Below are 26094 nucleotides of genomic sequence, written 5' to 3' on the forward strand. Positions count from 1 at the left end.
GATGTCAGAGTATCCATTATATGAAGTGTTTGTACGAAGTAAACATGGTCTGAACCACAAGCATGTAGGTAGTGTTCATGCGATAGATGATGCTATGGCAATGGAAAATGCAAGAGAGCTTTACACCAGACGTTGCGAAGGTGTCAGTATTTGGGTTGTTCCTTCAAAAATGATTACAGCCTCTGCACTAGATGATAAAGAGGCCTTGTTTGATCCATCTGAAGACAAGATATATCGCCATGCTTCTTTTTATGAGTTACCTGATGAAGTCGGTCACATGTAAGGATGAATACCATGATTAAAAATACCAAGCCTGTTGATACTTTATTTATTTACCTGTTGCGACTGGCTGACTCTAATTTAATTCTATCGCAAAGGTTATGCGAACTTTGCGGTGATGCACCTTCTTTAGAAGAAGAGTTAGCAATTAGTAATGTTGCGCTAGATTTAATTGGACAAGCAAAAAATTGGTATGAGTACGCCAGTGAATTAGATCCATTAAAGCGCACAGCAGACCATTTAGCCTTTCGACGTGATGCCCATGAGTTTTATAACGTCCTTTTAGTTGAACAAAAAAATGGCAACTTTGCTGAAACAATTACTAGACAGTTTTTCTTCGATGCCTGGCATTTATCGATATTAGAGTCGTTACAGGACTCAAAAGATGAGCGTATTAAGTCTATTGCTAGTAAAGCAGTGAAAGAAGTTTCTTATCACCTAAGGCGTTCGAGTCAATGGATGATTCGATTAGGTGATGGAACTGAACTAAGTCATGAAAAAATGCAATCAGCGATAAATCAATTATGGCGATTTACTGGTGAACTTATAACGAGTGATCACCTTGAAGATGCTTTAGAGCGAGATGGGCTTATCCCTGACCCCCGTAAAATATTTGGTTTGTGGAAGCATTCAATCGAGACAGTGCTATCTCAAGCTAAGTTAGTTAACCCTGATTATGATGCTTGGATGTACAAAGGTGGTAAACAAGGGGAGCACACCGAGTTGTTGGGTTTTATTTTAGCTGAAATGCAATATCTGCAGAGGGCATATCCAGATGCAAAAGTATGGTAGACCTTCACCTAAATCATTGATAGATAACACTCCTTATCAAAACTCGACTAAGAAGCAAATTTTAGCTACAGACATTCTAGGCGATCTTAGTAAACCTCTTGAGTATGACGAGACATCTATCTGGCAAGTTCTAACTCAAGTACAGGATCCAGAAATTCCGACAGTTAGTATTGTTGATTTAGGCATTGTTCGTAGTGTAAGTCTTAGCTTAAGACAAATTTCTGTTGAGGTAACACCTACTTATTCAGGTTGTCCTGCAACTGATCTAATCAATGATTTGATTTTAGAGGCATTGAGTCATGCTGGTTATTGGAACATTAAAATAGAACAGGTTTTGTCTCCCGCTTGGACGAGTGATTTTATTACAAGCACAGGGCGAAAAAAGCTGGTAGACGCAGGAATTGCACCTCCTAAAGGGCTTGTTTCTAAATCAAGTTTAATAGACCGAGAGATTTCGTGTCCCCATTGTAATAGTGAAAATACTAGATTATTAAGCGAATTTGGTTCGACTGCATGTAAGGCATTATATCAATGCCATGATTGTCGCGAGGCCTTTGATTATTTTAAGTGTATTTAACACTGGATGAGTATTAAATGTTATGAACAAATTTTACCCGCTAACAATTAGTAAGATACAAAGAGAGACGCGCGATGCTGTCTCTATTCATTTTTCAGTGCCTGACGAATTAGAAGACAAATTCAATTATGAACAAGGTCAGTATCTAGTTTTTAAAAAACACATTGAGGGTACTGATGTAAGGCGCTCTTATTCTATTTGTTCAAGTGTTAACGATGAGCAGCTTAGAGTAGGTATAAAGCAGGTTCAGAATGGTCTCTTTTCTAGTTTTGCAAATCATGATCTTAAAGAAGGGGATACACTTGAAGTAATGCCTCCTCAAGGTAGGTTTGGTGCCGGTTTGAGTCTAGCTCTTGATTCAAAAACACCTGAGAGTAAACATATTTTAGCTGTTGCCGCCGGTAGTGGTATTACTCCTATTTTATCTATTATAAAAACCTGCTTAGAACAAGATGCAAAGAGTCAAGTGACTCTACTGTATGGTAATCGTTCAACAGCCAGCTCCATGTTTCGTAACGAATTAGAAGATTTAAAAAATGCCTACATGGATAGATTTAATCTTGTGTTTATCTTTAGTCGTGAGACGCAAGATATAGATCTTTATAACGGGCGTATCGATGCGAACAAGTGTCAATTGCTATTGAAAAGGTTAATGCAGGTTAGCGAATTATCAGGAGCTTTCATTTGCGGCCCTCAATCCATGACAGAACAAGTGGCCAATAGCCTTATTGAGCAAGGCCTTGATAAGGATAAAGTACATTTTGAATTATTTCACACAGAATCAGATTCGACAGAAAGGCGTCAAAAAAATCAAGAAAACCTAGCCGTTCAAACCTTTGAGAAGAGCGATATTACCGTGATTCATGACGGTAGAGAAATGCAGTTTGAATTAGCTCATAACTCAAAAACAATTCTTGAAGCAGGTAATGATATTGGTGCAGATTTACCATATTCCTGCACCGCTGGTGTTTGCTCTACCTGTAAAGCAAAAGTCATTGAAGGTGAAGTAGAAATGGATGTGAATTTCGCACTTGAAGACTATGAAGTTGAAGCTGGCTATGTGCTCTCGTGCCAATGTTATCCCATTACGAACAAAGTCGTGCTGAGTTACGACCAGTAGGCTTTTATCCCCAAAATAATAATTAGTTTAATTGCTAAACGAATAAGCAAATAGAGGTTTTCATGAAGATAATCCAAAGTTTTTTAAATGGCCAATGGATAGGTGAAGAAAAGAAGAGCGCATTAAAAAGTGCCATTAATGGTGATGTAATTGGTTATATCCATGCCGAGCGGCCTGATTTCGAAGAAGCAACTGACTACGCAAGAAAAAAAGGCCAAGCGTCATTAATGCATATGGATTTTCAGCAAAGAGCTACCTGTCTTAGAAATCTCGCCAAGTACCTACTAGAGCATAAAGAGTCACTCTATTTATTATCTCGTGAAACTGGTGCAACACGTGGCGATAGCTGGATAGATATTGAAGGTGGTTTCGGTACCTTGTTCGCTTATGCCAGTATGGGGAGAAATCAGCTTCCATCAGGCAACCTAATTCATCAAGGAAGTGCTATGCCTTTGGGCAAAAACAATGATTTTGCAGGTACTCATATTTTAGTGCCAAAAGGTGGCGTTGCTGTACATATTAATGCATTTAACTTTCCTATCTGGGGGATGCTTGAAAAGTTTGCGCCTTGCTTCCTTGCTGGCATGCCTTGCATTGTTAAACCTGCCAGTGCAACAAGTTATTTAACTGAGGCCACGGTTCGTTTAATGAATGAATCTGGACTGCTCCCCGAGGGGGCTTTACAACTTATTATTGGTAGTACAGGAAACCTATTAGACCATCTTATCGAACAAGATGTTGTAACATTCACAGGTTCCGCACAAACCGCTCGTCTATTAAAAAACAATGACAATATTATAAAACGTTCAATTCCATTTAATGCCGAGGCGGATTCTCTTAACGCAGCTATTCTCGCTCCAGATATTAATCTAGAAGATACTGAAATAGACTTGTTCGTTCGTGAAGTCTTTAAAGAGATGACAACAAAAGTTGGTCAAAAATGTACGGCTATCAGACGCATAATTGTGCCAAGAGAAATTATGCCTCACGTTATCGATAAGTTAAGCCAGAAACTTGCCAAAGTGACTTACGGTGATCCTGATGTAGAAGGCGTTAGAATGGGAGCGTTAGCATCAATTGAACAGCTTGAAGATGTTAAAGCAAAAATAGCAGAGTTACGTGAAACGAGTGAACTTGTTTATTCTCAGGATGCCAAGCCTCAAGGTATTGGCTGTCAGAAAGGTGCGTTTATCTCTCCACATCTATTTGTTAATCATCAACCTTTAATCAATTGTGCAGCACATGATGTTGAAGCATTTGGTCCAGTTGCGACCATGATGCCTTACGACACAATTGATGAGGCGATTGCGATTGCAGCCTTAGGTAAAGGGAGTTTGGTAACGACGCTATGTACTAAAGACCCAATAATAGCGGCTCAAATGATTCCACAATTAGCTGCTTTGCATGGCAGGCTGCATATTCTTGATGCGCAGGCCGCACTTGAATCGACTGGTCATGGTTCTCCTTTGCCATTTTTGAAGCACGGTGGTCCAGGGAGAGCTGGTGGAGGAGAGGAGTTAGCAGGTATTAATGCTGTATATCATTATATGCAGAAGGCCGCGATTCAAGGTTCACCAACCATGTTAAGTGCTGTTACTGGCGAATATGTAAGAGGTTCGAACATAATTGAAACTGACGTACACCCGTTTAAGCGTAGTTTTGAGTCGGTTCAAATCGGTGAGTCATTGTTGACCCATAGACGTACGGTGACCGAAGCGGACATTGTTAATTTTGGCTCCTTATCGGGTGATCACTTTTATATGCATTTTGATGATATTGCTGCCAAAGAATCACAATTCGGTGAGCGTATTGCTCATGGGTACTTTGTTCTATCCGCTGCTGCTGGGTTATTTGTCGACCCAGGTGTGGGCCCTGTACTTGCTAACTATGGGCTTGATAATTTGCGTTTTATTGAGCCTGTTCCAATTGGGACAACAATACGTGCAAGGCTAACGTGTAAACGTAAAATAGACCAAGGAAAAGAGTCAAAGGACGGAAAGCCTCAAGGGGTTGTCGTTTGGGATGTACAAGTCACTGATCAAGATGATGTGCTGGTGGCGAGTTATGACATTTTAACTCTAGTGGCGAAAGAGATGAGCGAGTCAATAAATATGCATCCATAGTATCAAAGACTCAAAATTATACAGTATGGTTTCTTTAATATTAGACGAACTGTACTGTATATTTATACAGTTACTTTAATCCTTACATAAAAACCGCACTAAAATTTGCATTTTTTAAAGATTCTGTTCATTAAATATACTAATAAGAACAGAATTAATGACTTTTCTTAAAGAAATTAAAAATACCGATACTGTTTTTTTATACAGTATTTCGTTTGTATGGATAATTTCGACTCAGTCAATTCTATAATTCGAATTACTTATTCAAGATCAATCTCTTGGTGAATGTGATAAATTGATACTTTAAAAATTAATAGGGTATCAATGTGAGTCAGGTAATTAATAAAAATCTTTTTTTAGTCAAAGAACATATAGGCTTATTCAAAGCGGCTAATAACTTTGATATTTATGATCCTGAGAATGGCGAATTGATCATGGAGTGTCGCGAGCCTAACTTAGGCTGGATTACTAAATTATTACGTTTTACTGATTATAAAAGGATGACTCCTTTTGATGTGCAAATCAGAACGCCTGATGATCAAAGAGTCGTCCGCATCACCCGTGGCATCTCCTTCTTTTTATCTAAAGTTGAAGTAAGAGATGAAAACAATGAACTAATAGGTGGATTTAAGCAGAAGTTTTTATCCATTGGTGGTCGCTTTGATGTTCTTGATAAACAAGATAACGTGATTTGTACTTTATCTGGAAAATGGACTGGTTGGGACTTTTACTTTAAACGTGATGATCAAGAATTTGCTCATGTATCAAAAAAATGGGCTGGGATTGGACAAGAGCTTTTTTCAAGTGCAGATAATTACATACTAAAAATAGCAGAGGAAATAGAAGCAGATCATGACGTGAGAAAGCTAATTCTAGCTGCTGTTATGTGTATAGATATGGTTCTAAAAGAATAAAGGTGTTTTACAAACAGAGCCCAGTAAACAAGAATTAATGAAACCTCTAATAAAGGGTAAGCTGATGAGAATAACGAAAATTTCAGACAAACAACTTCTCGTAAAACTCGCTGAGCTTAATTTTGATGATGAGGTTCAATGGTTCATAAAAGACGAAAAGTTAACTAAAAATTTTAAGTTTAGTCATTTTCAATCTGCATTTAGTTTTATGACAATGTGTGCTCTGTATTGTGAAAAGATTGATCATCACCCTGAGTGGACAAACAGTTTCAATCAAGTTGATGTTCAGTTGAGCACGCATTCAGCGAAAGGAATAACCTCAAAAGATTTTGAATTAGCCGAATATATGGACAATGCGTTTAAACACTTTTCAATTTAGGTCCTTATTAGCTTGAAAACTGGTCTTATAAAATTAATTTATCTAATAACAGCGAAATTCTCTCTTTGTGGCTATAGTGTTTCTTGATTACGAAAATATGACAGAAAGGCGTCAAGGAGAGAGAAATGGAATTTATATCGCCAACAAGCGTACTCGAAAGTGCTTTCTTACGTTTTTACAAAGACTTCGAGTCTAGTGATCCTATTAATTCACTAAATTATGAAACAGCTCGTATTGGTTTCAAATCTTATATTAATCAATTAAAAGACGAAGCGCAGGGAATCTATAACGCAGAAGGTAAAGTGCGCTGTAACCATTATTGGTTGATAAATAAGCATGATGAAATCATGGCTGTATTGAGAATACGACACCATATCGACACACCATTCCTAGCTTCAGAAGGTGGGCATATTAGTTTGGATGTTTCGCCTCGTTTTAGAAACCAAGGCATTGCTAAACATGCCCTAAACCTAGCGAAACAAAAGTTAAAGCGTTTAGATATAGAAGAAGCGCTTATCACTGCTCCAGAATCTAATGTAGCCGCTCGTAAAGCAATTGAAGCAAGCGGAGGTAAATTAGAGTCGATAATAAAGAGTAAAGTTAGCTTTAAACCTGTTGTAAGGTACTGGATCAGCACAAAAACCAAACAAACTAATCAGGAGATTAAGTTTGCCGAATTGGTTTAATTAATCTCATACCCTTCATTTGCGGAAGCTGGCTAGAAAATTAGCTTGCTTCTGTATCTTCTTTTATTCTTTCTAAACCTCTCTATAGACTCTTATATTAATAGGCCTTCACTATTTGAGTCTCAAATTGAGAATCACATCACAAAAAACACAGTCTTTAAATTGTTAATCAAAAGCAAAAACGACTTAACTTATTGTTATTATAGCTTAAAATTAAACTGGCTTAAAAACTGCTGAATAGTAATAGCAATAAACAAATAACAGACTTTATATGTTGAGTAGCTCAAGAGTGAGTTATATAAAGTCGGTATAGGAGGCTATATGGAATCTATTGATCCGTTTTTAATCGCATTTTTGCCTAAAGAAATTCAATCAATGTTTTTCCCATTCGCAAGTGTTCAGCTTGTGTCATTACTTTTCAATTTGATACTGGGTTTTATCCTTGCGACAGGCATAGGACTTCATTTTAGAAAGTACTCTTCAGCATTTTGTAATAGACAAGACTTCTCTCGATTATTCCCTTTGCTCATGTTGTTCGTGATTTTAATTATCACTGTTGTTAAGGCATCTCTGGCTTTGGCGTTAGGATTAGTTGGAGCCTTATCTATTGTAAGGTTTAGAACCCCAATTAAAGAGCCAGAAGAATTACTCTACTTATTCTTGAATATAGGTATCGCGGTTGCATTAGGTGCAGGGCAAACACTCGCTGCGCTGGTTGCGTGTATTTCAACGCTAGGCTTGGTTACGCTTGCTAAAAAACAACAAGTTAAAAGCTATGATGAAAGTGGCTTGTTCCTATCATTAAATTACCGACCTAAACTTAACTTTAACTCAGATACCTGCTTAACCAAGGTAAAAGAGACCGTACTTAAACATGTTGAACGTATGGAGATGAGGCGCTTTGATGTTGGTGAAAAACATTTTGATGCCACTTTCTTTGTATCCGTCATAGATTCAGAGCAAGTAGACTCATTAATATCTGATTTAAAGGCGCAATACCCAGAGATCAATACATCGTTACTCGAGCAACATAATATAGCAGGGGTGTAATTATGAAGCTTGATAAGACGGAAAGTAAAACCTCTAAGACAGAGAAATGGTTAAGTATTATCGGCATATGCTTACTTGTTGTTTTTGTCTTGCCTTCACCTACGTTTGTGACAACAAGCCTTTTACATTTAGGTTTTGTGTCACATCATGAGTCAGCTAAAGATAAGCTAATTCAACTTGGACAAGAGTTAGCGGCTAGCCCTAAGCGTTATCTTGCTTCTGACTCAGACATGCCATTACTTAAAGTTGATGTTAGTTATCAAGATTGGCAAGTATTGGCTCAAGATAGAGCATTAGCCTTTGAAACAGGCATGATAGCCGAGAAAAGAAATATGGTTAATGGTGTCATTCATTTCAGAGGCGATGCACTTGAGCATATTGTCGGTGCAAAAAGGTGGTCCTTACGGTTTGACCTTAAAAACAACAAATCAATTCTTAATAATAGGCGTTTTGCACTACTAAGTTCCAATGTACGTATACATCAAGGACCTTACTTATTTGATCAAACACTTCAAAAGTCCGGCTTTGATATTGTTTCACCACAAATGAACCCAGTTAAAGTTGTAGTAAACGGAGTTAATTGGGGCGTCATGTTAATGGAAGAAACTTTCGGCCAAGACTTATTAAGTTTTAATAATAGAAAGCATGGCTTAGTGGTGAGGTTAGATATATTAAAAGAAATGACTGATAGTCAGGGAGGTATCACGCGTACTTTTCAACCCAGAGCAATACAACGTACAAGTATCTTAAGAGACCCAGAATTAAACAAACACAGAATGGTTGCCTTATCGCTGATAAGTGATTTTTTTGAAGGAAAAAGGCTAGCCAGTGATGTATTTGATTATGAAAAGTTAGGTCAATATTTAGCAACAATTGATGTTTGGTCTGCTTGGCATGCACTGAGTTGGAATAATTGGCGCAGGTATTACAACCCAATAACAGCAAAGTTAGAACCTATACAAAGTGATGTGGCAGTTACTCCAGCGAAGCACTATTGGTTAACGCAAGCTGTGAGCAAGGAGTTTCCTGTCGCTAAAAAAATGTTATCAGATGCAAAAGTAAAAGCAGCCTATGATAATGCTTTAGCAGTGATGCTAAATCAATTAAATACCGGTGAGATGCAATCGTATCTAAAAGAAAAGCAATCAGCTCGATTAAGTAAACTCCATTATGGTATGCCATTAATTAATGACTTTGACTTTGAGATTATGCACAAGCAAACGCATTGCCTGACATCAGGATATGAGCAAGGTGAATGTAAACGTATTTCTAAACTAGACACTCAACTTCACTTACATCTAACCCATTTTAGAGCAGTAAAGAATTGGGATTTAGCATCTAGATTTAGTTCTACAAAAAACAAGAAAGAACCGAGTTATTTAGATCTCGTAAATACCTCCCTGGAAGACCTACACATTCACGCCATTGAAGGGATTAATCATTTAGAGTTTAAAGAAGAATTGGAAATTGATGGGCTAGAACTGCCTCTGGTATTAAAGCCTAATGAACAGAGGCAAATAAGGATATCAAGTCACATTACCGATTTGATTTTACATGCGGCGGTTACTTCTAAAAAAATTGTGCCATTTTATTTTAAACGAGATCTAGATCCACTAGCACCTATTCCAAGAACACCAATAAACCAAGAAAGAATAAGTGAAAAAACTTTAGAGTTTGATAACAATATTTCGATTGTTAATCGCTAGTTTATTTAATCAATCAATTAGATTAATGAAAAGAAGGATATAGGTTATGGATACTAAGGATTTAAGGTTTGAAGTAAAAATTCCTGTACCACTCAATCAGCTCGAAGAGATGCTTATATGGCTTCGAATACACCCTTTGATGTTCAGGAATCGATACAAAGATAGGTACATTAATAGTCTTTATTTAGATAATCCAAGCATGTCTATATACGAAGAAAACTTAAGTGGGGTAAGTAGACGAAGAAAAGTAAGAATACGTTGGTATAAAGCACTCAATAATACCAAGAAAGCCTGTTTAGAGTTTAAGCATAGATTATCTGGAAAAGGTTATAAGCTAGCTTTTCCTATTGATTTTGATATTTTAAATTCAATTATGAGCTGGAGAGAGCATATCCAAGGAAGCTATTCACAACTAAAAGAGCTAGATAAGCAAAGTTGGGGGAACGAGCTCTCACCCATACTTATTTGCCGTTATCATCGACAATACTTTGAGAGCGCTTGCAGTTTAGTCAGAGCGACAATAGACAGTAAAATCCATGTTTATGATCAACGTAACCAACATAAACCAAATATTGAAAAGGACGTTTCCCTTGGTGAGTATGTATTGCTTGAACTCAAAGCAAGTCACGGATATGAAAAAGAACTCTCAGCTTTAATCGCAACATGTCCCCTAAGGCCATCAAGACATTCTAAGTATGTTTTAGGAGTTCGAACGCTTTTTTGGCGCTGATTGAGAATAGGATGATTAATGTTTAAGCAAATACGATCAGGTTTTGTTTGAAAGTGACCTAAACTGCATAGGATTTTTTGTACCAAGCCAAGCTCAGCTATTGAATCCTGCTCAACCTTGTTATTATTAAGCCTCTATAAATTAATCAATTAGAGGTCAGGCTTGCTTAAGATCAAGTATAAATTACAAGGTCTATGTGTCTTTTTACTTAGTGCCTGTGCGCAAGCTGAAACAGTTTATATATCAGCAGCCGCATCACTTGCACCAAGCTTAACAATAATTGAAAGCTTGTATAAAGAATTATACCCAAATGATAATCTGGTACTAAATTATGCCTCTTCCTCTGTGCTAGCTAGACAAATACAGTACGGTGCACCAGCTGATATATATTTATCTGCTAATGAAAAGTGGATTAACTATTTAAGTGAGAAAAATAAAATTGAGGGAGAGAGCATTACTCCCTTCATTGACAATCAACTGGTTATCGCCAAAACTGGCCAAAAAACTCATTCTGCTTTAACTCAAAGCTGTTTTGATCAAGCTTCAACTAAAAGTACCTTTCAAAATATTTATAAGCAAAATAAGAAAATTGTCGTTGCCGATTTAGCTCATGTGCCTTTAGGTATTTATACAAAACAGACTCTTAATGCTTTAGTTGATGTATCTGACTATCAGAGTCTGTTAATTCCAAGTGCGAACGCGAGGTCAGCCTTAGCTTTTATTGAACAAGGGCAAGCAGAATTTGCCTTCCTATATTACTCAGATGCGATAAATTCAAAAAAAGTAGAGCTTGTCTGCATAATTCCTAGCGATTTTCATGATCCAATAAGCTATTACTTAGCAAAAGTTGTGACAAAAAATAGTAATAAAGCCAAACAGAATGTTTATAACTTCTTGCAAAGTGAAGTAGTGAAAAATATCTTGGTAAAACAGGGATTTTTAGAGCATTAATAATAAGTAGGAATTACACCTTAATGATGGACATGATTCATAACCTTGCTCTAAGTGAGTTCGAAATAACAGCCTTATGGTTAAGTTTAAAAGTGTCAGGCATTGCCACTTTATTGACTTTACCTTTTGCAATTTTTATTGGTTTTACTTTGTCTAGGCGTGATTTTCTTGGTAAATCCCTACTTGAAGCCGTAATCTATTTACCGCTGGTTTTACCCCCAGTGGTTATTGGTTATTTATTACTGATTAGTTTTTCAAATCAATCTTATTTTGGACGCTTTTTGTTTGACTATCTTGGTTTGGAGTTTGCTTTTCGTTGGCAAGGTGCTGCATTAGCCGTTTCCGTTGTCTCTTTACCTTTAATGGTTCGAAGTATTCGTTTAGCTTTTGATTTAATCGATACTAAAATCGAACAAGCAGCCCTTACGCTTGGCGCTTCTCCATTTAGAATATTTCTAAGTATTAGTCTCCCTTTAGCTCTGCCAGGAATAGTCTCTGGCGCAGTTCTAGGCATGGCACGTGGTTTAGGGGAGTTTGGAGCAACAATTACTTTTGCTGCTAATATCCCTGGTCAGACACAAACCTTACCACTTGCCATGTACAGCTTCATTCAAACCCCAGGCGCAGAATTTATGGCCGCAAGACTCTGTGTCATAGCGATTGTTATTGCCATTATTGCGTTACTCATTTCAGAGTTTTTAACGCGCCAAATGAAAAAGAAATTAGTGGGGCAAAGCTAGCATGTCTTATCTTAATGTGAAAATTAGAAAACGATTTGGGAATACATCATTAGCTTTTAACTTCGAGTTACCAAAAACTGGTGTAACCATGATTTACGGCCCATCAGGGGCGGGTAAAACCAGCCTAATTAATATGATTTCAGGTTTAACCTCACCGGATATGGGGAAAGTTAAATTTGGTGATGAGGTGATGTTTGATAGTCATGCTCAAATTAATGTAAAACCAAATAAGCGACAAATTGGCTATGTTTTTCAAGATGCTCGTTTATTCCCACACCTTAACGTTAAGCAAAACCTGTTCTACGCTTCAAAGGCTGAAAATAATGATGAAGCCAAGTCGCTAATCAAATTGTTAGCGTTAAATACGTTATTGAAGCGAATGCCAAACACACTTTCTGGTGGCGAGAAGCAACGTGTCGCAATAGGTAGAGCGCTTTTATCTAAACCAAAGTTACTGTTACTCGATGAGCCGCTAGCGTCTTTAGATCAATCAAAAAAGAAAGAGCTTCTTGGTTATTTTAAACGCTTAGTAAAGCAGCTAAATATTCCAATTATTATGGTTAGTCATGATGAAAATGAAGCTATGGCATTAGCTGATAACCTTATTATGATTGATAAAGGTAAAGTAGTTAATTATGGCCCATTAGAAACGGTTTGGAATGAGCAAAATCAGATAGGTACTACCGCAATCAAGCACAGCATGGCCTATAGTGCACTTCATAAATTTGACCACCTTGATTATGCAATGTCTCAAGTTGAGTTTATTCACGAGAAATCGGGTAATCTTACTGGCTCATTCTTATGGATGAAGGCCCAAGGTATGGGTAATGGCCAAGCAAGAAGTGAAACTAAAAACTTACGTCATAAATCCAATGTAAATCTTGATAATAAGTTCCGCCTATTAATTGATGCACAAGATGTTTCCATTGCTCTGGATAATACCTCTCCTTCAAGCATTCGTAATAGAATTGTTTGTCGTATTGTGTCATGTCAGGAAGTAGGCCGTGAGCAATCTTTACTGGTAAATCTTGCTGATGCGAACGGTGTTATTTTTATGGCAAAAATCAGTAACTGGGCATGGCGTGAAATGAAGCTAAAAATGGGCATGAAAGTTGTTGCTCAAATTAAATCCACCAGCCTAATACCTATATATTAACTATTAACATCTTAGACTCACAGTATCTTGATAATAAGAGCAATAAAAAAGGCATCCTAAGATGCCTTTTTTATTATTGAGATGATTTAAGCTTGTGGTGCTAAATCGTCATTTGATTCAGCTGCTAACGCTTTAAGCAGTTTTCTTTCTTTACGACGATAACCTAGTACTAACAAGCAAGGTGTTAATAACAAAGTTAATGGCGTAGCGAAAAGTAGGCCACCTGCAATTGCAGTTGATAACTGAGTCCACATTTGTGATGACGGCGCACCAATACTAATGCTTTGGTTCATCAGATCCACATTAAGCTGGAACACCATAGGCATAAGTCCGAGTATGGTTGTGGCTGTCGTCAGTAATACTGGTCTTAGCCTTTGAGCGCCCGTTCGAACAGCAGCTTCAACAACCATCATCCCTTGTGCTCTGAGACCATTAAAAGTGTCTATGAGTACGATGTTGTTATTTACCACAATGCCAGCCAGTGCAATAACGCCAACACCACTCATAACAATACCAAATGGTTCTCCCTTAGCCATAAGGCCGATGAACACTCCCATAGTAGAGAATATGACTGCACTTAGTATTAACAAACACTGGAAGAAGTTATTAAACTGTGTGACTAGAATGATCGCCATAATGAAAAAGGCAACTGCAAATGCTTTCATCAAAAATAGCATTGATTCATTTTGATCTTCAGTATTACCTCTAAATTGATAATCAATTTCAGAAGGTATACCAGACGCTTTCATCTCAGCGGCAATGGCTTTAATAACTTGATCAACAACGAGTCCATCTTTTACATCGGCACTGATGTTAACCACTTTCTTGCCATCCACACGGTTAATCAGACCCTGTTTTGGTGCCGCATGTCTGTTAATGAAATTACTAACAGGAATAGGGCCAACATTTGATGGAATCATGATGTTATCAAGTTGTTCTAGGCTACGCTGATTTATTGGGTAGCGTAAAACGATATCAATTTCATCATCTGCACCTTCTGGCAAGAAGTCAGATAAAGTAATTCCATTAGTAACAAGCTTAATAGCATTACCTAAGGCAGCAACACTAACATCAAAACGTTGCGCTTGAGCACGGTCAATATCAATTTGCCATTCAATACCAGGTAGTGATCTATCATCATTAACGGTAACTATTTCACTTCGTTGACCAAGCTCTTCTACTAAACGATCAGCAGTTAGGTTTAATAACTCACTGAAATCAGATGAAAGCTCAAGTTCAATATCAGTGCCTGACTGAGGACCGTCTTGTTTTACTTCAGCTTCAACAATAATTCCCGGAATCTGATCAGTCTCTTCACGAATCTTGGAAAGAATCGCTGAAGCAGGTATGCGTGAATGCCAATCTATAAACTCAAGTGACAAGGTACCTATACTATCCGGTGATGCTTGGTTACCTGGCGAAGCGGTTGTCGTAGTAACAATACTCTTAAGATCAGGATGACCTATGATAATGTTTTCTACTTGTCTAACGATTTCGTCTTTCTCATCAAGAGATAGGTCGCCACGAGCACGAATTTCAAGATTAGCTACATCTGGCTCGCTTTCAGGAAAGAATTCTATGCCCTTACCAAACTGGCCATAAGAAAACATGACAGATATTAATAGAGTGATACAAAACAACAGAACAAGCCAAGGTGACTTAACTAGACTAGATAGCAAACTTGCATACCAGCCAGTTACGCCTTTAAGTTGTGTTAAATCTCCAGATTCTGTTAATTGTAATGTTCGCTCGGTTGCAGGAGTATAAGTTCCTTTTTTACCAATTATTGAGCCGATTGTTGGTATAACAACCAAAGCCATAATCAAAGAAGAGGATAGGGTAGCAATTACCGTAATCGGCATGTAACCCATAAACTCACCAACAATTCCTGGCCAAAATAACAAGGGCATAAATACTGCCAGCGTCGTTGCCGTAGATGCTGTAATTGGCCAAGCCATACGTTGCGCAGCTTCAGAGTAGGCTTGTTGTTTTGAGGCACCTTCCGCCAATTTTCGGTCAGCATATTCCGTAACAACTATAGCGCCATCTACCAACATACCGACACTTAATATTAGGCCGAATAGCACCACCATATTCATGGTATAACCTTGAATATGTAAGAATAGAATCCCCATTAAAAATGCGCCTGGGATAGCTATACCAACAAGGAAAGAGGTTCTTAAACCTAAGAAAGTCACAATCACTATCATTACCAATAAGGTAGCGAAAATGACGTTATTAAATAAGTCATTCAAAGACTGAAGTATACTGACAGATTCATCTTGAGTAAGGCTATACTCAATACCTTCTGGCCACTTTTTACTTTCTTCTTCTATGACTTCTTTTACTGCGGCAATCATATTGACGGTGTTGCCACCAACACGTTTAGATACACCTAAGGTGATGCTACTTTTACCATCTAATCTTGCATAGCTAGTGGCATCTTTATAGGTCATTTGACCTGTGGCAACATCTTTTAATAATACAACTTTGTCACCATCTACCTTCATAGGAAGGTTAAAAATGTCATCTTGAGTTTTAAGAAGACCTGGTACTTTTAAGGAAAAACGACCTGAACCTGTATCCAAAGTACCAGCTGCAACAAGCTGGTTACTGTCATTAAAAGTATTAACAACATCAGATAGACTGAGATTATAAGTTTCTAATGCATCAGGGCTGATTATGATTTCCGCTAGCTCTTCTCTATCACCACTTATTTCAGCTTCTAAAACACCTGGCGCAGCTTCGATGTCATCTTGTAAATCATTGGCGATACGACTTAATATTCCAAATTCGACATCACCATGTAAATTAACTGTTAATACAGGGAAAGTAGATAGGTTTATTTCATTTACAGTTGGTTCATCTGCATCATCAGGTAAATCTGCTTTAGCAGTATCAACCTTGTCCTTCACATCAACCAAAGCTTGGTCTATATCTGTATTACTATCAAACTCAAGCGTAATTGATGCATGGCCTTCAGAGGCTGTTGAAGAAATTTTATCTAAGCCTTCAACGCTTTTAAGCTCCTTTTCCATAGGATGAACTAAAAGGCTATCAGAGTCTTCTGGTGAAATCCCATCCAATGAAATTGATACGTAAATTGTGGGTATTGTGATGTCTGGCGTTTCTTCTTTTGCAATACTTAAATACGAAGACACACCTAATGCTATTAATAAAATAAAGAACATTAATACTGTTCTTGAACGCGACAATGCCGCATTTATTATACTAACCATGTTACTTCCTATTGATTTTTATAATATGCGTCAACAATGTCGCCAGCCTTAGTAAAGCCTTGGCCAACTGTAATCAGATTAATATTCTGAGGTAAGCCACTTACCCAAACTTGATCTCGGTCTGATTTAAGTATTTCAACAGGTGATACGACCACTTCATTATCTATGTTGAGTGTTTTAACGGCGGTATGACCATTGTCGTCAAGGGTAAGTAACGCTGCCGAAAAAGCATGAGCCATACGATTTGGCAAAGCCAGATCAACATGGGCAGTAATACCAGCAGGTATTTTACTATCTTGGTTAGGGACTTTTATCTCAACTGCAATGGATCGAGTTTCACTAGAGGCTATTGAACTCACATAACTTACTGTTCCTTCAACCACATCACCTGTACTCAATTCAATATTGGCATTTAAACCTTGCTGAATACTGTTGATTTTTTTCTGAGGAACATTGATCTCGATTGTAAGTGGGTTGATTGAGATAAAGTCGCCTACTGTGGCATTGTTTTGTACCAGTTGCCCCAGTTCAACATCTAGTGTATTTAGAACGCCAGAGAAGGGGGCAACAAGTACGGCATTTTCAAGATCAATCTCTAATGAACGAAGCGTTGCTTTCGCTGATGCTAGGTCCGCTTTAGCTGTCGCAACATTGACCGCAGATGAGTATTTTTGCTGTTTTAGCTTAACTGCACCATCTAACTCAAGTTGGCGTTGTGCAATTAATGCTTTTGCTTCAGCAATATCGGCTTTCAAAGCGCGAGTATCTATAGATAAAATTGCTTTGCCTTTTTTTACATAGTCGCCTTTATTAACAAGGATTTGGCGAATTTTACCGGCTGCACCTGAAGTAAGTTGGATCTCTTTACTTGGCTGAGTCGTACCGGAAAGAGTCATCTTATCTTCCATAATCTGAGCACTAATGACTTGCGCTTGAACCTTTTTCTTTAGTTGGTTCTCATTAGATACTTTCTGCTCTACGGTTGACGGTTTAGCTAGCGTACTCGAATCTTGAGCTTGTGCTTGCGTTATTCCGTTACCACCAACAGCCATCCAAACAACAGCTGCACCTAACACGGTGATTGCGGTTATCGGTCCAGCTTTACTTTTTAGATCCATCAGGGACTCCATATAACAAACTTAAATTTACAATCGAACTAATATTCAATATTTTGGCATAAGCTTATTGTGACAGGGAATGAACTGACATACTTCATAAAAACCCATACAAATGTGCAAGAAATATGAACATTTGACTTTATCAACTAAATTCAAATTTTCAAACTTGTTTGTTTTCTACTCAGTAATGAAAAAACGATTAGTTACAAATGCTTATTTCAATTTGCAGAGACAAAATGAACTGGATTCGCTAAACGTTTTCACTCTTAACTGATAGAATGCGCGCCATTATCATTTTATTTTCTAGTGAAAAAACATATGAGCTTATTATCTCTTGAACAAGTGAGTGTTGCTTTTGGGCATAATCCTCTCTTGGCAGCAATCAGCGTTTCAGCAGAAGCGGGTGAAAGAATTGCAATTATTGGTCGAAATGGCGCTGGTAAATCTACCTTTTTAAAAGTTGTCGCTGGCGAAATTATCCCTGATGAAGGGGTTGTACGGATTGAAGGCGGTATTAAAATTGCGCAACTTCCCCAAGAGCTTCCTCAAGCTGATGACAAATTAGTCAAAGAAGTTGTAAGCGAAGGTAGACCAGACGCGAATAATCTATTAAGTCGTTACTACGCTTTATTAGAAGACCTAGATAATGATCACGCTAACGAATTAAGTGATATACAGCACAAACTCGATGATATCCAAGGCTGGGATCTCGAACAAAAAGTAAATCAAATGATTCAGCGACTTCAGCTCCCAGGCGACAAAAAAATGGCTGAACTTTCAGGTGGTTGGCGTCGTCGCGTTATTCTTGCTCAAGCTTTGCTAGCGGAGCCTGATATTTTATTACTCGATGAGCCGACTAACCATTTGGATGTACCCACTATTGAGTGGATGGAAAAGCAGTTACAGCAATTCCGCGGCTTAATACTCTTTATTACTCACGATAGACGCTTTCTTGAGCAACTTGCTAATCGCATTATTGAGTTAGATAGAGGCAATCTTATTTCCTTTAATGGCAAGTTAAGTGGTTTTTTAGACTTTAAAGCAAAAATGCTTGAAGAAGAGGAAAGGGCCAACGCTTTATTTGATAAGCGACTCGCGGAAGAAGAAGTATGGATAAGGCAAGGAATCAAAGCAAGACGTACCCGTAATGAAGGTCGTGTTCGTGCTTTAAAAGCATTACGTGTTGAACGTTCTGAGCGCATTAACCGCCAAGGTAATGCCAACATGAAAATTGAAAGCACTGATAAGTCAGGCAAATTGGTTGCTGAGTTCACACAGGTTGCACATAGATTTGAAGACAAAGTTATTCTAAAACCGATGGATCTCATGGTTACCCGTGGGGACAGAATTGGTCTTATTGGCCCAAATGGTTGTGGTAAAAGTACCTTCTTGAAAATCTTGTTAGGTCAAATTACGCCTAATGAAGGTCATGTTAGACAAGGTACAAAATTGAATGTTGCCTATTTTGATCAACTTAGGGAGCAGCTTGATCCAGAAAAAACCGTTGCAGAAAACGTTGGTGAAGGCAAAGACACTGTCGAAATTAATGGTCGTGATAAACACATTATCGGCTATTTGAGCGATTTTCTTTTCCCGCCGGAGAGAGCAAGAACACCTGTTAAAGCTTTATCAGGTGGAGAAAGGAACCGTGTCCTATTGGCCAAGCTTTTTACTAAGCCAGCTAATCTCTTGATTATGGATGAGCCAACCAATGACTTGGATGTAGAAACATTAGAGCTACTTGAAGAACTTCTTATGAATTACCAAGGTACATTACTTTTGGTTTCACACGACAGGGCTTTCTTAGACAATGTGGTAACCAGTGTTATTGCCTTTGAAGGTGAAGGTGTTGTTAGAGAGTATGTGGGGGGTTATCAAGATTGGATTCGTCAAGGTGGTCGTTTTGTTGTTGAACCAGAAACACCTGAAGAAGTTAAAGCTTTAAAACCGCAAGAAAAAGTAAAGACAACAGAAGCTAAAAAGCCTAAAAGCAAGAGCAAATTAAGCTATAAAATGCAGCGTGAGCTTGATGCTATGCCTGACACAATTGCTAAAATTGAAGCAGAACTTGACGCGATAGTTGCGGTGACAAGTGCTGATGATTTTTATAGTCAGGACCAAGATGTGGTTCAGGCTGAATTAAATAAAATGACAGAAATTGAAGCCCAGCTAGAACAACAAATGGACAGATGGGTTGAATTAGAAGAACTGCAAAACGGATAAATTATGACTAAAAAAGTAAAACCTATGGCATTTGCACCACGCTTCTTTGGCGCATTTGGCCAATTTTTTAAATATCTTTCATCGTCTGATTATGCTGCTCGTTGTCAAATTGTCGCGAGTGATGAAAAATTTGCTTTTGAAGTACCTGAGAAAATTGTTAAAGAAGTCGTTGTTGAAACAGTGACTGAGATTAAAGAAGTAGAAGCACCAAGACTTGAAACCGTGTCTGTAGATGGCGCGTATCAATTATTACAACTGATGCAACAAGAAGCTCGTCTAATTGATTTTATTCAAGAAGATATTAGTGGTTATACCGATGCTGAAGTTGGAGCTGCGAGCCGTGTCATACATCAAGGTTGTGCCAAAGTGTTATCACAAAACTTTGAAATTGCAGCAGTATCACCTCAAGAAGAAAATGCACGAGTTCAAGTGCCTGAAGGGTACAACAATAGAGAATATAAGCTTGAAGGACGTGTAGAAGGTGAAGGTCCTTTTAATGGCACTTTAATACACCCTGGTTGGAAAGTTGTTAAACAGACCTTACCTAAGGTTATGGATACAAAAGATATGAATATCCTAGCGCCAGCAGAGGTAGAGGTTTAATAAGATGTCTAATACTCAATATTTTGTTGGTATCGATTTAGGTACAACACACTCTGCTATTTATTATGCTAAAGCTGGTTCTGAAGAAAGCGTATTAACTCAACTTCAAATTCCACAACTTGTTGCACCAGGGCAAGTTGCAGATAGAGACTTGTTACCCTCTTTTATATATCAAGCGCATGCTAATGAAATGTTAGCAAGCGATATGCAGTTACCTTGGGGTAAATCTGAATTTGTAGTTGGTGAATTAGCGCGTGATATGGGGGCAAAATCATCTGGGCGTTTAATCCAAAGTGCTAAAAGTTGGTTATGTCATAATACGGTTTCTTCACAAGAAGCCATATTACCTATAGATGCTATCGATGAAGTTGAAAAGTTCTCGCCTGCTAAAGTAACTCAAATTTTAATTGAGCACCTAGTTTCAACTTGGAATCATACGTTTCCTGAAGCCTTACTGAGTGAGCAAGATGTTGTTATCACAGTACCTGCATCGTTTGACCCTGCTGCACGCGCAAGTACAGAAAGTGCCGCTCAAGCATCAGGGATAAATGCAAGATTAATAGAAGAGCCGTTAGCTGCCTTTTATGCTTGGTTATCCAGTGCAGGAAAATGGCAGGATAAGATCCAGTTAGATGATCAAATTTTAGTTGTAGATGTCGGTGGTGGTACAACTGATTTATCACTTATCCAAGCTGTCGATAATGAAGGTGAAATGCGACTGGATAGGGTTGCCGTTGGCCGACATATATTACTAGGTGGCGATAATATGGATATGGCCATTACTTATGTGGCTGCTGGACAAATTGCTGCAACAGGTACCAATCTAGAAGCTTGGCAAATCTCAGCGTTAACACAAGCCGCTAGGCAAGCCAAAGAAAGACTTTTAAGCAATCAAGAACTGGCGGAAGTTGAGCTTGTTGTTCCTAGTCGTGGTAAGAGTTTATTTGCTAATAAAGTGCAAACTAGCATCAAGCGTGAAACTGCGTTGGCAAGTTTAATTGAAGGTTTTTTCCCTATAGTTAATTATGGTGAGCAAGCTCAATCAACAGCAAGGTCGGGCATAGCTAAACTAAACTTAGAATATGAAGCAGATCCAGCCATTAGTCGCCATATCAGTGAGTTTTTAGCCAAACATCAAGCAAAGCCAAATAAAGTTCTACTTAATGGCGGTGTATTTAAAGCGGATATTATTAAGCAAAGAGTTGAAGCTCTTTTAAACAATCTGCTTGCTGATAAAGTGCAAAATATTGAAATACTGACTTCCAATGATGCCAATTACTTAGACAATGCTGTTGCTAAAGGCGCTTGTTATTATGCCTTAGTCCAAGCTGATGGTGGTATTAAGGTTAAAAGTGGCTTAGCAGCAAACTATTATGTTGGCGTTGAAAGTCCGATGCCTGCCATTCCAGGCATGGCCCCACCGGTAGATGCTGTTTGTATTGCACCTTTTGGTTTAGATGAAGGTTCTGATGAGCAAATGCTAAGTAGCGAGTTCGCACTTGTTGTTGGTCAGAGTGTTGATTTCAGGTTCTTTCAATCTAAAACAGCTGATGTGGCAGAGTTAGGTGAAACAGTAAACGCATTCTCATTAATGAGTTTGAATGAGCTGGGTAAAATTCAGGCTAGATTAGATGCTGGGCACTACCAAGAAGGTGATATGGTCAGAGTCATTCTTTCATCTCGTATCACAGAACTTGGTGTTTTGTTACTTGAGGCTCATGACACTCAATCAGATTTGTCTTGGACACTGGAATACCAAGTAAGGGATGCTTAATGTCAAAGTTTAAGTATTTTGTTGGCATCGATCTCGGTACAACTAATTCGGTTGTATCTTATAGAGATGCTAACGATGCCGTTGATAACAATCATTTGCTATCAATTCCGCAGTTTATGTCTGATGCCAGCATAAGGGAGTTTACTCATCTCCCTAGTGCTATCTATATATTAGCGAAAGATGAACAGGGGCAGTTAAGTCAAACTTTACCTTGGTCTCAAGCCGATAAAACAGATAATTTTGTACTAGGGATGGGCGCATTAGAGCTTGGAAAAAGACGCGCAAATCAATTAGTACAAAGCGCAAAAAGTTGGCTTAGTCATAGACAAGTTGATCGTCGTGAAAAGATACTACCTTGGGGCAGTGATTGTGAATCCAAACTTTCTCCGCTGGAAGCGACAGCATTAATACTTAAACATTTGCATCAAACTTGGAATCATAAGTTTAAAGATGCGCCACTATCAGAACAGCAGGTTGCTTTAACCCTACCAGCGTCTTTTGATGAAGAGGCCAGAGCTTTCACTCTTGAGGCTGCAAAAAAGGCAGGCTTAGATAACCTTTATCTTATCGAAGAGCCACAAGCAGCTTGTTACCACTGGATCAGCAAACCAGAACAACTAGACCAGCTTAGTAATAAAAAGATGTTATTAGTGGTTGATATTGGCGGTGGTACGACAGATTTTAGCTTGGTAAAAATTCAAAATCTTAACAATAAAGTATCCTTGCACCGTGTTGCGGTTGGTAATCACCTTTTACTTGGTGGCGATAACTTAGATCAGGCGCTGGCTTATCAGTTAGATCCTCAAAAAATTTCCGCTTTGTCTGCTTCAAGACTCGCTGCTTTGGTGCAACAAACGCGTCAAGCTAAAGAAGTGCTACTTTCGTTAGATGCGCCTGAGACTTTAACTTTGACTGTATTGGGTGGTGGCAGCAAACTCATAGGTGGCTCCCAGAAGTTTACCGTTGAAAGAAACACTTTAATCAGCCAGATCGATAACGGCTTTTTCCCTTACGTTAAGCTAGTCGATAAGGTAAACCAAGCTAGTTATGGTGTGCATACATTAGGTTTACCTTATGAGAAAGATGCCGCTATTACACGACATCTAGCTGAGTTTTTAAGCATGCATACTAATGACATCCAAGCCGCCTGTGGTGCTGGCATTCTTGTTCCTGACGCAATACTTTTTAATGGTGGTTTATTTAACAGTGATAAGCTGAAAAACCGTTTGATTGATCAGCTCACTCAATGGCGAGGTGCTGAGCTGTTTGAATGTAGTGATTTAGAACCTAACGATGCTGTCGCAAAAGGGGCCTGTGTCTATGTAGCTGGTCTAACTTCATCTGAGTCAGGCGTTGCTCGGATTGAAAGTGGCGTAGCACATACACTTTATTTAGCTTTGCAAGGAGGTAAGTTTTTAACTCTTCTACCAAAAGGACAGGCTAAAAGCCAATGGGTTGAACTAGAACAAGAATTTCGGGTAACACTAGGCCAAGATGTACAATTTCCACTGTACCGTGGTGACGATAGCCTAATAAATGCACCAGGGGATCTATTAGATAACGATGATGACGTTATGTTTATCTCAGATCTTGAGGCACACTTATCATCTGATAATGAACAGCAAGTAGCAGTTAAAGTCAGAGCCCAATTGACTGAAATAGGGGTGCTTGCTGTTGAATTAAATGCGGTCAATTCTCAAGACACTTGGTCTTTGGATTTTACAACATTCAATAAGAGTGAAGACTCAGCTAAAAATACCTCATCGAATGATGATTTAATGCATAAAAATCTGGGCTTAGCTGAAGAGCTATTAACCCAATGTTTTTCAAAGCTTGGTCAAAAGCAAGATGTAAAAGCCATCAAATCTCTTAAAACAGAAATAGATAAACTTTTGGGTCCTAGAGATGACTGGAACCTTGTTACAAGCAGGCGTTTAGTCGATAAGTTGTGGAGTCTTAGGTCTGGTCGGCAGAAAAGTCCTAGCCATGAAAGGCAATGGTATCAATTAACGGGTTTTTGTATGAGACCTGGCTATGGCGCTGAAAATGATCATGAGAGAGTAAAACAACTGTATACATTAACTCAACAAGCGCCAAAGCATGATGATTCTATGGTTTGGGGTCAATACTGGACTCTATGGCGACGAATTTCCGCTGGACTGGATGAGAAAGAGCAAGGCCTTTTACATAAGAAATTTGCCGAGTACTACTCTCCAAGTGGTCAAAGATCTAGAGATAAAGTAAAGCAGTTAACAAGTCGCTCAGGGGATGACTTAATTAGAATGATAGGTAGCTTAGAGAGATTACCGCTTGAGATTAAAATTAACAGTATCGACTGGCTTAAGAAACGATTAACTAAGTCTTCCGAACCTGATACAGCATGGTGGACCATAGGTCGCTTAGCAAGTCAGCAATTGATTTTGTCCGATGTCATTGAACCCATACCTTTAGACAAGGTAAAGCCTTTACTGGAAACTTGCCTTAAAGAAGACTGGAAGAAGAGAAAACAAGCCGGTCTTGCTGGTGTTCTAATGACTCAAATTAATTCTAATCAAGATAAAGAAATAGAAGTATTAAAGCAGAAGGTCATTAAAAAACTTAAAAAAGACAAATGTCCAAATCACTGGATATCAAGATTAGAAGAAAAAGAGCTGCTTGATAAAGATGCATTAAACCGGTTTATAGGTGATTCTTTACCGATTGGCTTGAGTTTAATGGATTAAATATAAAAAAACGGCCAATAATCATTGGCCGTTTTTTGCTTTACAGGATTAAAGAAAATCTAATGCCAATGGCTGCTTTGCAAGTGCAATTCCGTTTAGGTCGGAATATAGATAATCACCATCTTCAAATCTTAAGCCCGCAAAGGCTACATTAACACCAACTTCACCAACACCTTTACGAGTCGATCTTAATGGTGTTGCCGCTAGGGCTTTAACACCTAAATTAATCGTTGCTTGGGTTGCAACATCACGAACAGCACCATTAATGATAACGCCTTCCCAACCATTATTTGCAGCAAGCTCTGCCAACATATCGCCTAGCAAAGCTACACGTTTACTGGCACCACCATCAACCACCATGACTTTCCCCGTGCCGTCTGTAGCGACTAGCTCTTTAACTCGGGAATTATCTTCAAAGCATTTAACTGTGACGACTTCACCGTAAAAAATCGTTTTCTTACCATAAGTATTAAAAATGGGATCAGCAATGAGTAGGTGATCTGGGTATTGGTCTGTTAAGTCAGGCAATAAATCGAGCATGAGAATTCCTTAAACATGATAATTGAGAGCTAAAAACTGTAATTTAACTAACAATAACAGTCTTTTAGCTCATCGCCAGTCATCATGACTAATGCTCAACATTTATCTTTTAAATGTCAGTATCATGTTCTGATAGGTCATCTTGTTCTGCTTCAGGCAAATCAATCAAAGATTTACTATGTGCGATTCTAAGCAAAATAGCGATTTGCTCATCTGGTGGCAGTAATTCAACGGCTTGTGACAAATCTAATAAGGTAAGTTCATAATGCAGATCAACATCTCTATCACTAAACCACCTGTGGGCTGAAACTACTTCAAAGCTTGGGTCCATCCCTTTTGCATCAAAAGTTGCTTCAACCATAGAGCCAACTAGATCCGTGTCTAATGCTAGTACAAAGTCAGTATCAAATTCTGCAGTCCATTCAGCTAAAATATCGCTGGCTTCATAGCCAAATTCATATAATTGGTTTTCATCAATATCACATAAGTTAGACTCGATATTGGCGTGATGTAGCCAGTCATCATCAGGAATAATGAGAACTTCTTTAATCTGTAGATCAGGTGTCGACCAAGTAAATAGCAAAGGAAAGCTAGCTTCGTCTGCAGAATTAGCGACACAGGTAAGGAATATAGGTAAACTTGTCATATCAATGAATTACATACCAAAATTT

General features: G+C 38.4%; 22 protein-coding genes and 2 pseudogenes. 20 read left to right on the forward strand and 4 right to left on the reverse strand.

Going from position 1 to position 26094, the window contains the following annotated elements; genetic code table 11:
- The first annotated feature begins 1 nt into the window (after position 1).
- The 14 genes from paaB to modC all read left to right on the forward strand — a co-directional run bounded on the left by paaB (position 2) and on the right by modC (position 13203).
- Positions 2-283 carry a 1,2-phenylacetyl-CoA epoxidase subunit PaaB gene (gene paaB, locus OA91_RS03595; protein ID WP_063337190.1) on the forward strand — a complete coding sequence of 94 codons (282 nt, stop codon included), beginning with the start codon at positions 2-4 and terminating at the stop codon, positions 281-283.
- Positions 284-294: 11 nt separating this feature from the next.
- Positions 295-1071, forward strand: coding sequence for a 1,2-phenylacetyl-CoA epoxidase subunit PaaC (gene paaC / locus OA91_RS03600; RefSeq protein WP_063337191.1), 777 nt, complete (start codon positions 295-297; stop codon positions 1069-1071).
- A complete protein-coding gene (paaD, locus tag OA91_RS03605) occupies positions 1055-1648 on the forward strand; it encodes a 1,2-phenylacetyl-CoA epoxidase subunit PaaD (protein ID WP_082827765.1) in 594 nt (197 codons plus the stop codon). Before paaC ends, paaD begins: the two co-directional genes overlap by 17 nt.
- A gap of 22 nt (positions 1649-1670) precedes the next feature.
- Positions 1671-2768 (forward strand): 1,2-phenylacetyl-CoA epoxidase subunit PaaE, encoded by a 1098-nt coding sequence (gene paaE / locus OA91_RS03610; protein ID WP_063337192.1) that lies wholly within the window; start codon positions 1671-1673, stop codon positions 2766-2768.
- A gap of 62 nt (positions 2769-2830) precedes the next feature.
- On the forward strand, positions 2831-4891 hold the full coding sequence (gene paaZ, locus OA91_RS03615) for a phenylacetic acid degradation bifunctional protein PaaZ (RefSeq protein ID WP_063337193.1): 2061 nt from the start codon (positions 2831-2833) through the stop codon (positions 4889-4891).
- 326 nt (positions 4892-5217) lie between these two features.
- Entirely contained in the window at positions 5218-5805 is a 588-nt protein-coding gene (locus OA91_RS03620) for a phospholipid scramblase-related protein (protein ID WP_063337194.1), read from the forward strand.
- A 64-nt stretch (positions 5806-5869) separates the two neighbouring features.
- Positions 5870-6184: a 4a-hydroxytetrahydrobiopterin dehydratase gene (locus OA91_RS03625; protein ID WP_063337285.1), complete on the forward strand. Its 315-nt coding sequence runs from the start codon at positions 5870-5872 to the stop codon at positions 6182-6184.
- 125 nt (positions 6185-6309) lie between these two features.
- Positions 6310-6870, forward strand: a complete 561-nt coding sequence (locus OA91_RS03630) for a GNAT family N-acetyltransferase (RefSeq protein ID WP_063337195.1) — start codon at positions 6310-6312, stop codon at positions 6868-6870.
- 321 nt (positions 6871-7191) lie between these two features.
- Positions 7192-7920 carry a DUF4956 domain-containing protein gene (locus tag OA91_RS03635; RefSeq protein WP_063337196.1) on the forward strand — a complete coding sequence of 243 codons (729 nt, stop codon included), beginning with the start codon at positions 7192-7194 and terminating at the stop codon, positions 7918-7920.
- Between the two features lie 2 nt (positions 7921-7922).
- Positions 7923-9626: a hypothetical protein gene (locus OA91_RS03640; RefSeq protein ID WP_063337197.1), complete on the forward strand. Its 1704-nt coding sequence runs from the start codon at positions 7923-7925 to the stop codon at positions 9624-9626.
- A 46-nt stretch (positions 9627-9672) separates the two neighbouring features.
- Positions 9673-10356, forward strand: a complete 684-nt coding sequence (locus tag OA91_RS03645; RefSeq protein ID WP_063337198.1) for a polyphosphate polymerase domain-containing protein — start codon at positions 9673-9675, stop codon at positions 10354-10356.
- 162 nt (positions 10357-10518) lie between these two features.
- Complete coding sequence (modA, locus tag OA91_RS03650; protein WP_082827766.1) at positions 10519-11307, forward strand: molybdate ABC transporter substrate-binding protein; 789 nt, start codon at positions 10519-10521, stop codon at positions 11305-11307.
- A gap of 23 nt (positions 11308-11330) precedes the next feature.
- Positions 11331-12047 (forward strand): molybdate ABC transporter permease subunit, encoded by a 717-nt coding sequence (gene modB, locus OA91_RS03655; RefSeq protein WP_082827767.1) that lies wholly within the window; start codon positions 11331-11333, stop codon positions 12045-12047.
- Between the two features lies 1 nt (position 12048).
- A complete protein-coding gene (gene modC, locus OA91_RS03660) occupies positions 12049-13203 on the forward strand; it encodes a molybdenum ABC transporter ATP-binding protein (protein ID WP_063337199.1) in 1155 nt (384 codons plus the stop codon).
- A gap of 86 nt (positions 13204-13289) precedes the next feature.
- Here modC and OA91_RS03665 read toward each other — a convergent pair whose 3' ends face one another.
- Positions 13290-16442: an efflux RND transporter permease subunit gene (locus OA91_RS03665; RefSeq protein WP_063337200.1), complete on the reverse strand. Its 3153-nt coding sequence runs from the start codon at positions 16440-16442 to the stop codon at positions 13290-13292.
- Positions 16443-16450: 8 nt separating this feature from the next.
- Entirely contained in the window at positions 16451-17560 is a 1110-nt protein-coding gene (locus OA91_RS03670) for an efflux RND transporter periplasmic adaptor subunit (protein WP_063337201.1), read from the reverse strand.
- Between the two features lie 318 nt (positions 17561-17878).
- Between OA91_RS03670 and OA91_RS24830 the strand changes: the two are divergent.
- The 6 genes and pseudogenes from OA91_RS24830 to OA91_RS03690 form a co-directional block, all read left to right on the forward strand.
- Positions 17879-18757 (forward strand): annotated as a pseudogene (locus OA91_RS24830) (ATP-binding cassette domain-containing protein); the annotation flags it as partial.
- Between the two features lie 141 nt (positions 18758-18898).
- Positions 18899-19213 (forward strand): annotated as a pseudogene (locus tag OA91_RS24835) (ATP-binding cassette domain-containing protein); the annotation flags it as partial.
- Positions 19214-19315: 102 nt separating this feature from the next.
- Positions 19316-19783 carry a hypothetical protein gene (locus OA91_RS24840; RefSeq protein ID WP_442919121.1) on the forward strand — a complete coding sequence of 156 codons (468 nt, stop codon included), beginning with the start codon at positions 19316-19318 and terminating at the stop codon, positions 19781-19783.
- A gap of 3 nt (positions 19784-19786) precedes the next feature.
- Complete coding sequence (locus tag OA91_RS03680; RefSeq protein WP_046017402.1) at positions 19787-20386, forward strand: DUF2760 domain-containing protein; 600 nt, start codon at positions 19787-19789, stop codon at positions 20384-20386.
- 4 nt (positions 20387-20390) lie between these two features.
- Complete coding sequence (locus OA91_RS03685; protein ID WP_063337203.1) at positions 20391-22160, forward strand: Hsp70 family protein; 1770 nt, start codon at positions 20391-20393, stop codon at positions 22158-22160.
- Positions 22160-24883 carry a hsp70 family protein gene (locus OA91_RS03690; RefSeq protein ID WP_063337204.1) on the forward strand — a complete coding sequence of 908 codons (2724 nt, stop codon included), beginning with the start codon at positions 22160-22162 and terminating at the stop codon, positions 24881-24883. The genes OA91_RS03685 and OA91_RS03690 overlap by 1 nt, the downstream gene beginning before the upstream one ends.
- Before the next feature lie 48 nt (positions 24884-24931).
- Here OA91_RS03690 and OA91_RS03695 read toward each other — a convergent pair whose 3' ends face one another.
- Positions 24932-25423, reverse strand: coding sequence for a putative 4-hydroxy-4-methyl-2-oxoglutarate aldolase (locus tag OA91_RS03695; RefSeq protein ID WP_046017405.1), 492 nt, complete (start codon positions 25421-25423; stop codon positions 24932-24934).
- Positions 25424-25532: 109 nt separating this feature from the next.
- The gene (locus OA91_RS03700) at positions 25533-26069 is read right to left on the reverse strand and encodes a hypothetical protein (protein WP_063337205.1); all 537 of its coding nucleotides are present in this window, start codon (positions 26067-26069) and stop codon (positions 25533-25535) included.
- Between the last annotated feature and the right edge of the window lie 25 nt (positions 26070-26094).

The organism is Marinomonas sp. SBI8L (assembly GCF_001624705.1).
Lineage (GTDB): Bacteria > Pseudomonadota > Gammaproteobacteria > Pseudomonadales > Marinomonadaceae > Marinomonas.

Excerpts from the sequence above, each read along its gene's own strand:
- OA91_RS03625 (WP_063337285.1), top strand. The coding sequence starts at position 5,870 with ATGAGAATAACGAAAATTTCAGACAAACAACTTCTCGTAAAACTCGCT.
- OA91_RS03690 (WP_063337204.1), top strand. The coding sequence starts at position 22,160 with ATGTCAAAGTTTAAGTATTTTGTTGGCATCGATCTCGGTACAACTAAT.
- OA91_RS03670 (WP_063337201.1), bottom strand. The coding sequence starts at position 17,560 with ATGGATCTAAAAAGTAAAGCTGGACCGATAACCGCAATCACCGTGTTA.
- OA91_RS03700 (WP_063337205.1), bottom strand. The coding sequence starts at position 26,069 with ATGACAAGTTTACCTATATTCCTTACCTGTGTCGCTAATTCTGCAGAC.
- modB (WP_082827767.1), top strand. The coding sequence starts at position 11,331 with ATGATGGACATGATTCATAACCTTGCTCTAAGTGAGTTCGAAATAACA.
- OA91_RS03630 (WP_063337195.1), top strand. The coding sequence starts at position 6,310 with ATGGAATTTATATCGCCAACAAGCGTACTCGAAAGTGCTTTCTTACGT.
- paaB (WP_063337190.1), top strand. The coding sequence starts at position 2 with ATGTCAGAGTATCCATTATATGAAGTGTTTGTACGAAGTAAACATGGT.
- OA91_RS03665 (WP_063337200.1), bottom strand. The coding sequence starts at position 16,442 with ATGGTTAGTATAATAAATGCGGCATTGTCGCGTTCAAGAACAGTATTA.
- paaC (WP_063337191.1), top strand. The coding sequence starts at position 295 with ATGATTAAAAATACCAAGCCTGTTGATACTTTATTTATTTACCTGTTG.
- OA91_RS03680 (WP_046017402.1), top strand. The coding sequence starts at position 19,787 with ATGACTAAAAAAGTAAAACCTATGGCATTTGCACCACGCTTCTTTGGC.
- OA91_RS03635 (WP_063337196.1), top strand. The coding sequence starts at position 7,192 with ATGGAATCTATTGATCCGTTTTTAATCGCATTTTTGCCTAAAGAAATT.
- OA91_RS03640 (WP_063337197.1), top strand. The coding sequence starts at position 7,923 with ATGAAGCTTGATAAGACGGAAAGTAAAACCTCTAAGACAGAGAAATGG.
- modC (WP_063337199.1), top strand. The coding sequence starts at position 12,049 with ATGTCTTATCTTAATGTGAAAATTAGAAAACGATTTGGGAATACATCA.
- OA91_RS24840 (WP_442919121.1), top strand. The coding sequence starts at position 19,316 with ATGAATTACCAAGGTACATTACTTTTGGTTTCACACGACAGGGCTTTC.
- OA91_RS03645 (WP_063337198.1), top strand. The coding sequence starts at position 9,673 with ATGGATACTAAGGATTTAAGGTTTGAAGTAAAAATTCCTGTACCACTC.
- paaD (WP_082827765.1), top strand. The coding sequence starts at position 1,055 with ATGCAAAAGTATGGTAGACCTTCACCTAAATCATTGATAGATAACACT.
- paaZ (WP_063337193.1), top strand. The coding sequence starts at position 2,831 with ATGAAGATAATCCAAAGTTTTTTAAATGGCCAATGGATAGGTGAAGAA.
- OA91_RS03685 (WP_063337203.1), top strand. The coding sequence starts at position 20,391 with ATGTCTAATACTCAATATTTTGTTGGTATCGATTTAGGTACAACACAC.
- paaE (WP_063337192.1), top strand. The coding sequence starts at position 1,671 with ATGAACAAATTTTACCCGCTAACAATTAGTAAGATACAAAGAGAGACG.
- OA91_RS03695 (WP_046017405.1), bottom strand. The coding sequence starts at position 25,423 with ATGCTCGATTTATTGCCTGACTTAACAGACCAATACCCAGATCACCTA.